Annotated in this window: 11 protein-coding genes and 3 tRNA genes; 6 read left to right on the top strand and 8 right to left on the bottom strand. The window is 58.1% G+C overall.

What is annotated here, in order from left to right:
• Positions 1 to 9: 9 nt before the first annotated feature.
• From OHL23_RS26970 to OHL23_RS26985, 4 genes are all read right to left on the bottom strand, one after another.
• Entirely contained in the window at positions 10 to 2,232 is a 2,223-nt protein-coding gene (locus tag OHL23_RS26970) for a peptidase MA family metallohydrolase (protein WP_263355159.1), read from the bottom strand.
• Positions 2,225 to 3,151: a hypothetical protein gene (locus OHL23_RS26975; RefSeq protein WP_263355160.1), complete on the bottom strand. Its 927-nt coding sequence runs from the start codon at positions 3,149 to 3,151 to the stop codon at positions 2,225 to 2,227. The genes OHL23_RS26970 and OHL23_RS26975 overlap by 8 nt, the downstream gene beginning before the upstream one ends.
• Positions 3,148 to 5,433 carry a hypothetical protein gene (locus tag OHL23_RS26980; protein ID WP_263355161.1) on the bottom strand — a complete coding sequence of 762 codons (2,286 nt, stop codon included), beginning with the start codon at positions 5,431 to 5,433 and terminating at the stop codon, positions 3,148 to 3,150. The genes OHL23_RS26975 and OHL23_RS26980 overlap by 4 nt, the downstream gene beginning before the upstream one ends.
• Before the next feature lie 63 nt (positions 5,434 to 5,496).
• Positions 5,497 to 6,309: a DUF4159 domain-containing protein gene (locus OHL23_RS26985; protein WP_263355162.1), complete on the bottom strand. Its 813-nt coding sequence runs from the start codon at positions 6,307 to 6,309 to the stop codon at positions 5,497 to 5,499.
• Between the two features lie 199 nt (positions 6,310 to 6,508).
• Here OHL23_RS26985 and OHL23_RS26990 point away from each other — a divergent pair, with 199 nt between their 5' ends.
• Both OHL23_RS26990 and OHL23_RS26995 read left to right on the top strand, forming a co-directional pair.
• The gene (locus tag OHL23_RS26990; RefSeq protein ID WP_263355163.1) at positions 6,509 to 7,930 is read left to right on the top strand and encodes a multicopper oxidase family protein; all 1,422 of its coding nucleotides are present in this window, start codon (positions 6,509 to 6,511) and stop codon (positions 7,928 to 7,930) included.
• A gap of 118 nt (positions 7,931 to 8,048) precedes the next feature.
• Positions 8,049 to 9,839, top strand: a complete 1,791-nt coding sequence (locus OHL23_RS26995) for a DUF885 domain-containing protein (RefSeq protein ID WP_263355165.1) — start codon at positions 8,049 to 8,051, stop codon at positions 9,837 to 9,839.
• Positions 9,840 to 10,084: 245 nt separating this feature from the next.
• Here the strand turns inward: OHL23_RS26995 and OHL23_RS27000 are convergent.
• From OHL23_RS27000 to OHL23_RS27015, 4 genes are all read right to left on the bottom strand, one after another.
• Positions 10,085 to 10,161, bottom strand: a tRNA-Arg gene (locus tag OHL23_RS27000).
• Positions 10,162 to 10,178: 17 nt separating this feature from the next.
• Positions 10,179 to 10,817 (bottom strand): hypothetical protein, encoded by a 639-nt coding sequence (locus OHL23_RS27005; RefSeq protein WP_263355167.1) that lies wholly within the window; start codon positions 10,815 to 10,817, stop codon positions 10,179 to 10,181.
• Positions 10,801 to 12,012: a YheT family hydrolase gene (locus tag OHL23_RS27010; protein ID WP_263355168.1), complete on the bottom strand. Its 1,212-nt coding sequence runs from the start codon at positions 12,010 to 12,012 to the stop codon at positions 10,801 to 10,803. The genes OHL23_RS27005 and OHL23_RS27010 overlap by 17 nt, the downstream gene beginning before the upstream one ends.
• Positions 11,985 to 12,059 (bottom strand) — tRNA-His (locus OHL23_RS27015). The genes OHL23_RS27010 and OHL23_RS27015 overlap by 28 nt, the downstream gene beginning before the upstream one ends.
• Positions 12,060 to 12,151: 92 nt before the next feature.
• Between OHL23_RS27015 and OHL23_RS27020 the strand changes: the two genes are divergently transcribed.
• From OHL23_RS27020 to OHL23_RS27035, 4 genes are all read left to right on the top strand, one after another.
• Positions 12,152 to 12,718, top strand: coding sequence for a DUF4112 domain-containing protein (locus OHL23_RS27020; RefSeq protein WP_263355169.1), 567 nt, complete (start codon positions 12,152 to 12,154; stop codon positions 12,716 to 12,718).
• Between the two features lie 92 nt (positions 12,719 to 12,810).
• Positions 12,811 to 12,887 (top strand) — tRNA-Pro (locus tag OHL23_RS27025).
• Positions 12,888 to 13,126: 239 nt separating this feature from the next.
• Positions 13,127 to 13,306: a hypothetical protein gene (locus OHL23_RS27030; protein WP_263355170.1), complete on the top strand. Its 180-nt coding sequence runs from the start codon at positions 13,127 to 13,129 to the stop codon at positions 13,304 to 13,306.
• 221 nt (positions 13,307 to 13,527) lie between these two features.
• Positions 13,528 to 13,656, top strand: a complete 129-nt coding sequence (locus OHL23_RS27035; protein WP_263355172.1) for a hypothetical protein — start codon at positions 13,528 to 13,530, stop codon at positions 13,654 to 13,656.
• Positions 13,657 to 13,753 lie beyond the last annotated feature (97 nt).

Raw genomic sequence — 13,753 nt, forward strand, 5'->3', positions numbered from 1 at the left:
CCTTTCGCGTCATTTGGGAGTTGCAGATGCTTGTTGCAGTTGCAGAAGCAGCTTCTGCGCGGGGCGATAGCCAGGCGCGGTTTCGAGCGCGGCCAGTACGCTTTCTTCGGCCTTGTCCTTTTGGTTTGCAGCGAAGTACGCTTGCGCAAGACTGAACTGCGCGCCGGCCTTGTCTACGGGATTGGACGCTATGAGAGCGTTATATTCAACGATGGCGCGGCCATATTGCTGCTGCGCATAGAGCAGGTCGCCTAAATGCCTATGCAGATCTTCGTCTTTCACTGGGTAGATGTAATTCAGGCGTTCAAGCGTTGCTACGGCTTCCGCCTTTTCTCCGGCAGCTTCTTCGAGTGCAGCCAGGCGTTTCAACATATTCGTCATCTGGCCGCCCTGATGTTCATATGCAGTCAGGATTGCAGCTTCTGCTTTGGAATCGTCGTGAGCCTTGTCCGCTTCGGCCATCAATTCGTAGGCGTTTGCTTCGTCCACGTACTCGGGATACATGGCAAGCACGGCAGGTAAATCCTTCAGCACAACGTCATACTGTTGCTGCTGCGCCGCAGCGACGAGCGCCTTGAGCTTATCGCGCCACTGATCGAAATGCGCGACTTCCGGGCCGTACTTCTGGTCGATCCACGCGAGGAATTGCTTGTCGAAGTTCTCTGGCGCGAGGTTGAGGTCCTGCTGGATCACCTGCTGCGTGCTCTGCATCTTTGCATACGAATGAACCATGTCGAGGAGCTTGCCTTCGCTCCACTTTTCCTTGATGAACTCGCAGATGGCGCCGGCCTGGAAGTAGGAAACAATGACCTGCGCGGGATACTCGGGATAGACGAAGCCGCGATCCAGCTTGACGACGGGCAAAAGCTTCTTGTCGCGTATCGCGACGAGTACATCAGGCGTAACGCGATCGCTCCACTCGGGCGAGCGCTCGCCTTCTTCGTGCACAGCGAGGCCTTCTGTGAACCAGCGCGGCACGCGATGATTGGTCGCGGTAAGGATGTAGACATGGCTCATCTCATGCCAGAGCGTTGCGCCCCAGTTGAAGTCTCCCGGCTTGCGCGCCGATGGGCTGTCCATTGCGACCACGTCGCCAAAGGTCACGCCGAGAGCGCCCAACCCAGGCATGCCCATGGTGCGCACAGCAAAGTCTTCGTGGTCGGGATAGACTTCGACCTGCACAGGGCCGGGAAGCTTCATTTGGTATTTCTTTTCATAAGCGGCGAGAATCGAATGCAGTTCCGCCTGCATGTAGGGCTGAAGCAGCGCGGCCTCTGACTTATGGAGTTTCAGAATCGTTGTGTTATCGCGGATCGTATCGAAGTTCTTGTAGCTGTCGAGCAGTCGCAGGCTGTTGACCGTGGCTTTATTACGATAGCCATTGTTGTAGCTCAGTTCCAGTTGCTGGCGCGACTCGTCTTCTTTGCCCAGCCGCATCAGCTCGATGCCCAGAGCCGAATGAGCTGACCAAAGACGCGGGGCAGCATCGATCGCCTTGCGGTAATACGTGACTGCATCCTCGTAGCGATAGTGCAACTCAAGCTGATGTGCGACCTGCGCGTATCCTTCGCCATAATGGGGGTTGATGGCCGCCATCTTAGTGAACCATCCATCGGGAGCGCGATCGGCCAGCAATTCGATAGCTGCATGTGTGGCCATGGCATCAAGCGAATCAGCCTCAAGGGCGAGAGCTTTTTCGGCCTCGGCAGCGGCTGCATCGCGATCATCGTTTTCAAGAGCTAGTTCAGCCATCAGCTCATGGGGCTCGGAGAATTTCGGATCGAGTTCGATGGCTTTCGCAAGATAGGTTGCGGCTTTGCCGTCGAAGCCATCGGCGGAGACGCGCGCAAGTCCGAGATATGCCTCGGCATTCCCGGGATCTTTCTGGAGTGCTTCACGAAAGAGATCGGCAGCATCGGATTGGTTGAAACGCTCGTGCAGCAACAGACCCCAGCGCACTTTGTAAAGCGCATTGCTGTCTGCTGGCTGTGTGGCGAGACGGAACTGCTCATTGGCGCGATCCCAGTCTTCGACTCCCCAGAAGCCTTCGGCGCGGAGGTAAACATCAGAGCTTCGCATGAGCGCTTCGAAGCAGGCCTGCGCTTCAGCATCATGGCCGTGCTTGCGCTGCATCCAGCAGTCGTCAGGGACAACGGCCCGGGCCGACACGAAGCACGTGAGCAGGATGGCCGGAAGCCAAGTGACGTGTCGTATTGGCTTTGTCTTATTCATCGAGCTTCCCCTGCACTTGTGCCAGTTCTACCAGAGCATCCGTGAGCTGTTTCTTGTAATCCGCAGGATCCATCGCCGCTTTCTGATACTTCAGGATATCTATCTTCTGCTCCAGTTCTTCCTTCCTGGCCAGTAACGCGAGCTTCGCCGGATCGTTGGCGGCCGTTTGACTCGCGCCGAGGCGCAGCAGCGTGAAGCTCGACAACAGCGATCCCTCACCATTGCCGGATTCGCGCACAGCTTCACCGTGACCCACGTCGTTGAAGACCGCGTGTTCAGTTGCAAGCCGTTTCTCAGCATCGTAAAAAGCAGCGGTTTTCTGTGTTGTGTAACGAAAGGCTTCCATGGCACTGACGGAGTCGCTTTTGTCTGTGTCGACGGAAGGGTCTTGCAATGCTTCTATCCAATACCGAACGAAGACGGTTGCATTTTTCTCAGTGCCGGATTTGGTCGCGGCGATGACGGCGCGACCCGACTTCTCGAGCGCCGACACCGCGCCGCCGCTGGCGCTGGTGGTATCGACGATGAGTTGGCGGCGCGATGGGATGCGGCCGCACAAGGCGGCGATTTCGCCTGCAGTCACGTCAGGGCCTATGAGATTAAATTTGTATTCAACGCCATCGAATGAGCCGTGGCCGATGAGGATCAGCACAAAGTCATCTTCGGCTTTCGCCTCGCGCGCGACTGAGCTCATCGCGTCGCGGAACTGCGCTGCCGTGGCTTGCGCTCCTTTGAGAGTAACGACGTGTGCGGTGGGGCCTGAGGATTGGAAGATGCGGTCAAGGTCCTTTGCGGCTGATGTAAAACGCTGCTCGTAGTCGAGCTCTCCGCCAAGACCAGCGACGATGACGTAGTAAGTCGTGGCGTGCGCCTGGAGCGCGAAGAAACACGCGGAAGCCAATAAGATCGCGCGCTTCATACGATTCCCCACTTTCGCCGCAGCAGCCACTCGGCGATTGGCAGGCCTAGCAGGAATAGGAACACGATGGGCATGTTCCACAGCTCTTTGACGGTACGGACTGAGATGCCGGCTTCGGAGTAGGAGATGTCACGCGGCAGATTCTTCAATTCGGAGGGTTTCCAATAGCGACCGCCGGTTTGCGATGCGAGTTGTTCGAGAAAGGCGCGATTCTGCTCCGTGTGAAAGTTCTCTGCGACGCCGTTCTCGCGCTGGAACGTGACTACGTCGCGGCCCAGTTCCTGCTGCTGGCTGCTTGCGGATTCCGCTGCCACTTCCGCCAGATACGTGCCGGGTTTCTCCGCCGTCCACTCTGTCTGGTATTGTCCTGGCGTGGTTTGGGAGGGCGTTAGTTCGACGAGGGCATCGACACCGCCGGGGCCGACGATGTGTGCGGTGACATGCGCGTCTGCTGCAGGTTGAAATGTCCGGTCGCGTACCTGCGCGATAAGCTGCACGCTTCCCTCATCCATGAGCAGGCGCGACGGAATAGAGGCAGCAACCGGACCGGGTGACTCGGCAACCAGCCAGCGCAGGAGTTGCTGCCAGAAAAGATCGTGGGAGGGATCGCCAAGCGCTTCACTCATCTGCCAGCGCCAGGTTCCGCCAGTGGCCAGGATGGCCGTGCGCCCGCTTCCGTAGCTCTGCGTGACGAGCAGCGGCAATGTGCGACGTCCGGTATGTAGATCGACTAGTTCGGTCGCGCCTGGTTTGAGGGAACCGGGGTCTTCATAGTCCGCGAGATAGGTCAGCTTTTTCCAGCGCTCCGCATTTTTTTCGGGATCGTCGAGCAGGCGCGTGATGGGTGAGTCGATGCCCGCCGCAGTCAGTTCTACGGTGGCGGGATTGCGGCGGAAGTTGTGATTACCCGATGGCAGAAATGTGGGCAGCAATTCACTCAAGCTGGAGGCGCGCCAGCCTCCGTCGCTGAGAGAAGAACTGCCGCCGAGAAAAAGAAGGCCGCCACCACGGCGATCGACATACTCGCGCAGCAGTTCCTGCTGCAAGGGGGTGAAGTAATCGGCGGCGACGGAGCCGATGATGATGCCGGAGTAGCTGAAGAGATCCTCGGCGCGCACGGGAAAGCCTCCGGCGAGCTCGGCCGGGTCGCTGATGCCCTGGCGATAGATCTTGTTTTCGCTTGTGCGCAACATAGATACGATCTGTACTGTCGGATCATCCTCTTCTGCGCGGCGGATGAACTTGTACTCCCAGCGCGGCTCGCCCTCAATGTAGAGAATGCGCCGTTTGGCGTTGCCGACCACGATGGGACGCGTCATCACGTTGTTGGTGATCGATTCCTCGCCGGGGAGCGGCTCTACTGCAAAGGCGAGACTCTTTGCGCCCGCACTGCCAGCGGGAAAAAACAACGGTTCGGTCTGCAACTGGCCGTCCGTCGTCAATGTGATCTGGCGCTGCGCGAGAGTCTTATCACCGTCACGTACAGTGAGCGTTGCCTGGCGCCCCGCATAGCCGTGTTGCATCAGAGTGACCGCGGTTGAAATCTTCGCATTCACCACAGCGCTTGCCGCCACACTGACGTCTTCGATCTCTACATCGTGTTCATGTTCGGGCTTACCGAACCCTATGGTGTGCACGGGCAAATGGCGCTCCCTGAGGGCCTGCAACGCATCTGAGCCGATACCGGAGCTGCCGATGCCTGCTGAGTTCTGGCTTCCGTCACTCAACAGGAGTATGGCTCCGACCGGGAGGTCTCGAGTTTCTTGCGCGAGTTGCTCCAGCCCTTGACCGATGTGAGTAGCAGCATCTACGGGCGCGATTTCATTCGGAGCACCGACTTGCGTCAGTCCTCCCCCAAGTCGGTAAATGCGCGTCTGGAAGCGATTTTTCAGTCCAGCCAAAACACCGTTATCCAACGCTGCGATGGCGGCGTCCTCGCGCGTTTTTCCGTCGCCGTCGGCAATACCCATGCTGCGCGATCCATCGACTACTACGGCGATGATGTTCTGCCTCGAACTCAGTTCGCCTACGATCATGGCCGGCTGCCACAACAGGAGCAGCAGCAGCGCAACCAAGGTTGACTGCATGCCCCAGATCGCGCCTGCCCTGCCGCCGTGGACCTTCGCTTCTGAGTGTCGCAATCGCCAGCGGATGAGCAGAGCCAGCCCTCCGACGGAAATCAAGATGAATACAGGCAGCAGCCAAGCCGGCCACGCACTGAGCAGCGCGAACCGGCCTTTGGTAAACACCGGGCTCGGGTACTTGAATAGGAACTGAAACATCCGCGTTTCCAGTTCTCCGTAAACCGATTGCTGTGCTGGGCTCTTATCTTGGCCCGGTAGAGTTCAATGAGTCATTCCATAGATGATGTAATCCAGCCCGACACGAAAGGCCATCGACGCGAAGGTTTCGGGATAGTTCGGATCGTCCGCCCACTCCCATGCATCGCCCAAGTGCATGTTATGACAGATAGCGACGATAATGCGGCCCTTGTCGTCGCGAATCGCACGCCACTTAGGCTGATATCCGTCTTTCTCGTAAGTGCGGCCAGACCAGACGTATTGTTCGCCGGGTATTTGCATCTTATCGTCGATGTCGTAGAGGGTGTGGAAGATTTCATCTCCGCTTTGGAGGTTTTCAATAGGCTTGTCGGGCAACACCTGCCGCATGCCATTCATGAAATTCTCCCAATCTTCAGTGCCGTGGAAATCATCCACCATGAGAAAGCCGCCTTTGAGGAGATACTCCCGCAGCCGCTTGGCTTCCGCGTCTGTAAAGGCCCAGTTCTGCACCTGAACGGCGTAAATCCAGGGATAATTGAAGATTTCATCGGAGTCGAGCGTTACCACCTGCTCCGTAGGGCGGCCGTCGATGCGGGTCAACCGGTGCATGGCAATGAGAAACTGGCGGTCAGCTTTGGGATAGTCGCGCGACCAGGAATTGAACCAGCGGCGGCCATAGCCACCAAAGGTCTGGGCACTCGCAGCGTAAGAGAGGCGCGAGGAATAAGCCAGGCGGGACCAGTAGAACTCCGCCTTCACATTGGTGGGTGAGTCGTCGTTGCCAAAGCCAAAGTCAGCCGTCTGCTGCCAGGCCCAGAGGGCTCCGCAGAAGGCCATGGCTGAGATCGCCGTGATGGCAATACGCGAAATCTTCATGGAGGAACCTCCGCGTGGAGAAAACGCGCGAGAACCGAAGACGTTTGCCGGTTAGACGGTCCAACCCGGCGGTTGGTTGCAGCGCCCTGAGCGTGCAGGCCTCAAGTGCGTGGCTGGTTGTCTGAGCAACTTGTCTGGGCAGCTTTGCGCGTGAGAGGATGCAGTCATTGCACGGCCCTGATTTCCCTCCGGCGTGATTGTGAACAGACGCGAAATCCTCAAGCTTGGCGGCATGGCTCTGGCGCAGGCCGGAGCGTCACGAATTCTGTTTGGCGCACAGGCCGCAGCCGTTGAAAGCAAAGCCGATTACACTCTGCGGATCGCTCCGGTGACCGTCGAGCTCGACCGCTCGCATATTCTTTCGACCATTGGCTACAACGGCATTGCGCCCGGGCCGGTGCTGCGGATGCGCGAGGGTAGGCCGGTCACGGTCGAGGTAATCAACGATACGGATACACCGGAACTGGTGCATTGGCACGGGATGCTGATCCCTCCGGAGGTCGATGGCACGGAGGAAGAAGGTGCGCCGGTTGTGGCTCCGCGCGGGAAGCGGCGCTTTAATCTCACTCCCGGACCTGCCGGAAGCCGCTGGTATCACTCCCACGCAATGGCGATGGATGATCTACACAAGGGCGCTTACACCGGTCAGTTTGGCTTTGTGTATGTCGAGAACGGTCGCGATCCGGGCCAATACGATCAGGAGCTCTTCCTCGCGCTGCGAGACTGGGAGCCGTTTTTTACCGGCACGATGGACGATGAAGACGACGATACGCATGATGGGCCGTTGCTGGAGAAGCCAGCCACGCTCAATACCGATCCGGACGGCCTTGAAGTTGGTTCGATGACCTACTCGATCAATGACAAGGCTCTTGGATCGGGCGAGCCGATCCGTGTCCGCCAGGGCCAGCGGCTGTTGATTCACTTCCTCAATGCCAGCGCGATTGAAAACCGCCGCATTGCCTTTGCCGGACACCGGATGAAAGTAATCGCGCTGGATGGAAACCCTGTCCCAACTCCGCAATTGCTCGATTCGATCTTTGTCGGCGCGGGTGAACGCATTGATGTCGAGGTCGAAATGAAGAATCCTGGGGTCTGGGTTCTTGGCTCGACGGAGAAGACGGTGCGCGAATCGGGACTGGGCGTTGTGGTCGAATACGCGGACCAGCACCGTCCACCGCAGTGGGTCGATCCGCCTAAAGCGCGCTGGGACTACACCATCTTCGGGGCCGCCGGTTCCAGCTCACCCGCGCCGCAACAGACGATCGAGTTGATCTTTGAGAAGATCCCGGGCGGAGCCGGCAAATTCAATTTGTGGCTTGTAAACGGCAAGCCTTATCCGCACGAACGGGAATTTGTGTTGCAGCAAGGCGCGCGTTATCGGCTTGTCATGCGAAATCGCACAGACGATGCCCATCCCATGCACCTGCACCGCCATCTGTGGGAGCTGGCCGAAATCAATGGGAAAAAGACCGCCGGCATAATTAAGGATACGGTTGTCGTGCCGTACTATGGCCGGGCCGTCGTCGACTTTACGGCGGATCAGCCCGGGCTTGCTCTGTTCCATTGCCATATCCAGCAGCACATGGACTACGGCTTCAAGGCCCTTTTTCGATATGCATAAAGGGGATGAATTACACCGTTGTGAGTCCCAGAATCGAGGCCCCCGAGACCGTAAGCACTGACTTCGCCCGCTGAACTTTTCCGTCCGCGGTTCGAAGTGCTCTGCTAATCTGGTCCGCATGCGTCCCAACCTGCTGGCTACCACCGCCCTTTTTCTGGCTAGTGTTTCTCCGTTCGCCTCAGCCCAAACGCCCGCAACCCCGCACGAATCCGTGGCATCGCGCCTCGCCGCCCAGAACGCCCTCTTTGACGACTCGTGGCAGGCCACCCTCAAGATGAATCCCATCCTGGCGACTGCCGTCGCCGACTATCGCTACAACGACCAACTCGGCGATTACTCCCTCGCTGCCTCTGCCGCCCGGCACCAGCGCGACCTCGCGGACCTGGCCAGCATCAAGGCCATTGATGCTACAGGCTTTCCCGAGCAGGATCTGATCTCTCACGACCTCTTTCTCCGCCAGCTCCAGCAGCGCGTCGAGGACTACGACCTCAAAGAGTTCGAGATGCCTCTCAGTGCGTCAGGCGGCGGAGGGGGCATCCATGCCAACCTCGCTGACCTTCCGCTGTCCATGCCATTCGACTCGGTAAAGCATTACGAGGACTACATCTCTCGCCTCCATCAGATCCCCAAGGCCTTCCTCCAGACCGAGGATGTCCTCCGCGCCGGCGTGAGCGATCACCTCGTGCCCGTCAATTTCATCGCCGAAAAGATTCCTGGCCAGGCCGAGGGCGTTATCGCTGCCAACCCCTTCGTCCTGCCGCTGAAGAAATTCCCCGCTAGCTTTTCCGATGCGGAGAAAAAGCGTCTCACGGACGAGATCACATCCACGGTCAACAATGAGGTTTTTCCGGCCTACAAGCAGTTTGCTGCCTTCATCACTACGGATTACATCCCCCACACCCGCACTACGCTCTCTATCAACTCCCTCGGCGGAGGCAAGCGCCGCTACCAGGCCACTCTCCGCCGCTTCACCACGACTGACCTCACAGCCACGCAGATTCACGAAATCGGCCTTAAGGAGGTCGACCGCATCACCGGAGAGATGACAGCACTCGCCAAGGCCAACGGCTATCCGGACCTCGCCAGCTTCCGCGACCACGTCGAAAACGATCCCAAGTATCAGGCTGTCTCCGCAGAAGCCATCGTCGAAGACTTCCGCAAGTACATTGCTCAAATGCAGCCGCGCCTGCCTGAACTCTTCAATCTGCTGCCCAAAACCGCCGTCACTGTCGAGCCGATCCCGCCCTTCCAGGCTACCGCCGCCACGCATTACCAGGGTGGAACCCCGGATGGCAAGCGTCCCGGCCGCGTCTCCGTCGCGGTTTCTGACCCCACCCATCGCAGCTATATCAACGACGAGGCTGTCGCCTATCACGAGGGCGTTCCCGGACACCACCTTCAGATCACTATCCAGCAGTCCCTCACCGGCCTGCCAGAGTTCCGTAAACATGGCGGAAACTCCGCATACACCGAGGGCTGGGGCCTTTACGCCGAGGAACTCGGCAAAGAGATTGGCTTCTATCAGGACCCAGGCTCCGATTATGGCCGCCTTCGTTCGGAGCTATTTCGGGCTGTCCGTCTGGTTGTCGATACCGGCATTCACGACGAGGGCTGGAGCCGCGATCAGGTCGTGGAGTATATGCGTGGTTCCCACGCCATCGACGAACCCACCATCCAGGCCGAGACCGACCGCTACATCTCCGGTCCGGGCCAGGCATGTAGCTACAAACTCGGCCAGCTCAAGATCCGCGAGCTACGCGAACGCGCAAAACAGCAGTTGGGCTCTAAGTTCGACCTGAAGACCTTCCATGACGAAATCCTCTCCGGCGGCGCGCTCCCGCTCGACCTCCTCGACGCCCGCGTCAACCGCTGGATCAAGGCCCAGCTTCCCGCAATGGCCAGCAACTGAAATCCGTCCCTGCCCCTCAAATTGGATAGGCGGCGCGACGCTCTCTGATGGAGCGTGTTGGGCCTTGCCACGTGTCGAATGCAAATTCTTGAGCACCACTCGCGTTCGAAATCAAGCCAAGAGGGATGCAGTTGATGTGTTTGGCATGGTGTTCTCGAAAGATCGACCTGAGCCGGACTCCCACAAAAGTCCACAAAATAAAGTCCAATCGAAATGGACATACCTTATAAGCTATTGATTCTAAATGGTAGGCGAGGCAGGGCTTGAACCTGCAACCCCCGGCTTAGAAGGCCGGTGCTCTATCCAATTGAGCTACTCGCCCACAGGCTTACCGCAAAACTATTGTATCGCCTCAAATTTCGTTCGGTGCTTTGTCGGAATCCGCGTGGTTTCATGGATGGCTTTCGCAAAAACTGCCAGCGCCCAGCCAAGCGATTCATCGGCTTCAGCGGGGGTCGCGCCACAAGCGGATAGGTAGGCTGTGACGCCAAGACCGTCCTGCTCGCCGACGAAGGCGCGCCGAATCACCAGATCGGCCCGGCAGCGGTGCGCCGTCATCTGCCGAATCCTCTCTACTTTGCTGCGAATCCACGCTTCCAATCGATCGATCTCCGCAAGTGTAACCCGGTCTCTTGGCAAAAGATCGATATAGCAAGCCACTCCAGCCACGCAATCCAGAGGGTCGGCGTCCATTTCATCCGGATCGCACTGCTCGATACCGCCTTCCAGGCGCCAGACATCGCATTTGGAGGTCCAAACGGACAAAACTCCTGCTCCATCCTCTTCGCTAGACTCGGGATGTGAATCCGGTCCATTCAACCGCAGAAGAGCGCCGGACAGCGCGGGAAACAGACTAGCCTCCTCCAAATCGCAGACGCGTTCGGGAAAACATCTCAGATCCACAAACCCCGGCCAAAGCGCATCCAGAATTGGCGCCCCGGGGCCGATCTCAACTTCCCAGTCAGCTTCCATCGCCATGCCCCGCCACGGCCATCAGATAGCGAACCAACGATGCTTCGGCCCAGTGACGGCAATCTCGAGGAACAAATGGAAAGCTCGTCGCATCGCTTCTATTCGTCTTCTGGAGAAATGCGCAATGGCCTCCGTGCTGTGTCTCGACCAGCGTGACGGCACGGTTCGCCATCAAGGCGTGTCTCGATTCTTGAGTAAGACGAATGAAGGGGTCATCTAAAGCATGGAGCACCAGCGCTGGAATCGTAATTCGCGCAACCACCCTGGCGCTCGCCGCCCGGAAATAATAATCGTCTGCCCCAGAAAATCCGCTGTGGCGCGCCGTGATCCGGTCGTCAAACTCCCGAATCGTCCGGATCTGCCCCAAGCCGTCCATGGAATAGATATCCGGAAACAGCTCGGATTTGCGCCGGAACCGCCGCATGAGGTTGCGCAAAAAATGACGCTCGTACATGCAATTGGAAGGTTCATGCAGCGCATCGGCGCTGGCTGCCAGATCGATCGCCGGGCTTACTCCCACGACGCCCACCAGCCACTCGGGGGCCTGTGCGCCAAGCTCACCCGCCAGCTTCAACACCAGATTCCCACCCATCGAATAACCGGCCATAGCCACCCGCCGGAGCCCGTACAGATCTACGAAATAATGCAGCACAGCTTCCACGTCTGCCGACAATCCGGAGTGGTAGAGCGTGGGAGACCAGGTATCCGTGCCGCCGCAGTTCCGCATATTCATGCGAATGATGTTGCAACCGGCATCCCAGGCCAGTTGCGTGATTCCAAGGATGTAGCGCGAATCCGAAGAGCCCTCCAAGCCGTGCAGCAGCACTAGAGTCAGCCTATCCGCCCGTACCTGTTCCGCCTGCCAGTGGCAATGGCACAAAACCCGGCTGCGGTCCGCAGGATCAACGTCAACTGCCACCGGATCATGCGGAATCTCGCGGAGAACGCGCGGCCAGTAGTTTCCAGCCAAAGTCTGCGCATGACCGCCTCGCAGCCACGACAGCGGTTCAAAGGGCGTAAACCAGTCCGCATGCGGGCGCTCGAAAGACGAATGCCGCCCGTCGACCTGGCTGGCCGATATGCTCTGCACTGGAGTTGATGAGGAATCGTCCGAAAGAATCGGCGGGATCACGAAGTCGATTAGAACAGAATCTTCTGGATTTGTGCGAGAATTGGGGCGGCTAGTGGGGATCGAACCCACGACATCCTGAGCCACAGTCAGGCGTTCTGCCGCTGAACTATAGCCGCCATCCGCATGTCTGATTGTAGCATCGAAGCTGAGATACGGTCTTGAGACCGCGATCTGTTTCGCCGCTTCCGGGTGAGGCGGGAGGAAACCAATGCCGTCCTATCAACCGCAAGGACTCGTCGAGCCGCCCGAACCCAGCCGCAGGGCAGGCCAAACCGCCAGCGCCCGACCCGGAAATCGCTGGAACCAAGGCAGCATGCTTCTGAGCGACGACCGCCTCCAATGGCTTGAGATTCTTCTCGACGAAGCCTTCGTGATCCCGGGAACCCGCATTCGATTTGGGATCGACGGCATCATCGGCCTTATCCCCGGCCTGGGAGACGTCCTGGTTGGGATTCTCTCGCTCGTCATTCCACTCGTTGCCTGGATCCGCGGTACTCCCTACATCACCCTCGTGCGAATGCTGACCAATGTCTCCATCGGCCTGCTTATCGGAACGATTCCCATCCTCGGCGACGCCTTCGACATCTTCTGGAAGGCCAACCGCCGCAATTACCGACTGCTCACCCGCTCCATCGCCGAGCCGCACCGCCATACCTGGCGAGACTGGGGCTTCCTTTTCGTTCTTGGCGCAGGCATCGCCATCGTCTTCGCCATTCCTGTTGCCTTCGTGATCTGGCTTGTGACGATGCTGGCTCACTGGCGGCCTGTTGGTTGAGACCAAGGACAACAATTCCGAGTCAGGGTACAATCGAAGAGTGATTCCGCATTCGGACCAACTGAAAGCGGCGTCTATCGAAGGACCGGTATCGGGGCGTAGCGCAGTCTGGTAGCGCATCTGCTTTGGGAGCAGAGGGTCGGGGGTTCGAATCCCTCCGCCCCGACCAAAATAAACACAATTCCTTCTATAGCTTAAGATGAACATTCCAGCCGTGGGTACGGTAGCGGATACCGTTTTGCCACACTTTCTAATTATGGAAGGGAATCTCACCAAGCGAATCGACACACCCGATAGAAGACCCGGTGGTCATCGCTGCAAAAGGGTGATTAAAGCCGAATCGGGTGCTGGTAAACGGCAGGTCCGAGAGGTATGACTCCGCTATCTACTACCAGGAGTGGCACGAGAATGGGAAACGCAAGCGTCTCTCTGTCGGCAGAGATTCAGACGCAGCGCATCAACGCCAACTCTTACTTGTATGCCCTCCAGGCCAGGTTCAATACGAGACGCGCCCACATAACGCCGATCGGGCACATCCAAGCCTATCATCTTGCGGTTTTGGCAGCTTGCGAAGGCAATAGTGTTTGAGTAGTGTTGACGAAGAGTTCGCTTCACTCCACAGCGTCTTCAATCCCGCACGCGATCGAAGTTTCGGGTATGGATGGCCACTTGACTCGCCTCGACACCGCTTTCTTACGCGATCAAGACGACAAAATCTATGTACAAGACAGAATGTTTGAACAAGCGCCGTTGTCTGGAGTTGGCTGCAGGATGGCGCCAGCGTATACGTGTGCGGTGATGCATCACACATGGCGAAGGACGTAAATGCTACGTTGCATCGCATTGTAGAAACACAGGGCGGCATGTCGGCGCAGGTGGCCGAAGAATATGTGCATACCCTGAAGGAAGATCATCGCTATCACCGAGACGTGTATTGACGAACCAAGATACTGTTCGTCGACTCACAACCAAGTCGTCGACTCACATTCAAGCAGGTGGAAATGCTACTGCTGACACAGAGGGCCTTGGCCACTG

It is taken from the genome of Acidicapsa acidisoli, assembly GCF_025685625.1.
Taxonomy (GTDB): domain Bacteria; phylum Acidobacteriota; class Terriglobia; order Terriglobales; family Acidobacteriaceae; genus Acidicapsa; species Acidicapsa acidisoli.

Excerpts from the sequence above, each read along its gene's own strand:
- OHL23_RS26970 (WP_263355159.1), bottom strand. The coding sequence starts at position 2,232 with ATGAATAAGACAAAGCCAATACGACACGTCACTTGGCTTCCGGCCATC.
- OHL23_RS26975 (WP_263355160.1), bottom strand. The coding sequence starts at position 3,151 with ATGAAGCGCGCGATCTTATTGGCTTCCGCGTGTTTCTTCGCGCTCCAG.
- OHL23_RS26980 (WP_263355161.1), bottom strand. The coding sequence starts at position 5,433 with ATGTTTCAGTTCCTATTCAAGTACCCGAGCCCGGTGTTTACCAAAGGC.
- OHL23_RS26985 (WP_263355162.1), bottom strand. The coding sequence starts at position 6,309 with ATGAAGATTTCGCGTATTGCCATCACGGCGATCTCAGCCATGGCCTTC.
- OHL23_RS26995 (WP_263355165.1), top strand. The coding sequence starts at position 8,049 with ATGCGTCCCAACCTGCTGGCTACCACCGCCCTTTTTCTGGCTAGTGTT.
- OHL23_RS27005 (WP_263355167.1), bottom strand. The coding sequence starts at position 10,817 with ATGGCGATGGAAGCTGACTGGGAAGTTGAGATCGGCCCCGGGGCGCCA.
- OHL23_RS27020 (WP_263355169.1), top strand. The coding sequence starts at position 12,152 with ATGCCGTCCTATCAACCGCAAGGACTCGTCGAGCCGCCCGAACCCAGC.
- OHL23_RS27030 (WP_263355170.1), top strand. The coding sequence starts at position 13,127 with ATGGGAAACGCAAGCGTCTCTCTGTCGGCAGAGATTCAGACGCAGCGC.
- OHL23_RS27035 (WP_263355172.1), top strand. The coding sequence starts at position 13,528 with ATGGCGAAGGACGTAAATGCTACGTTGCATCGCATTGTAGAAACACAG.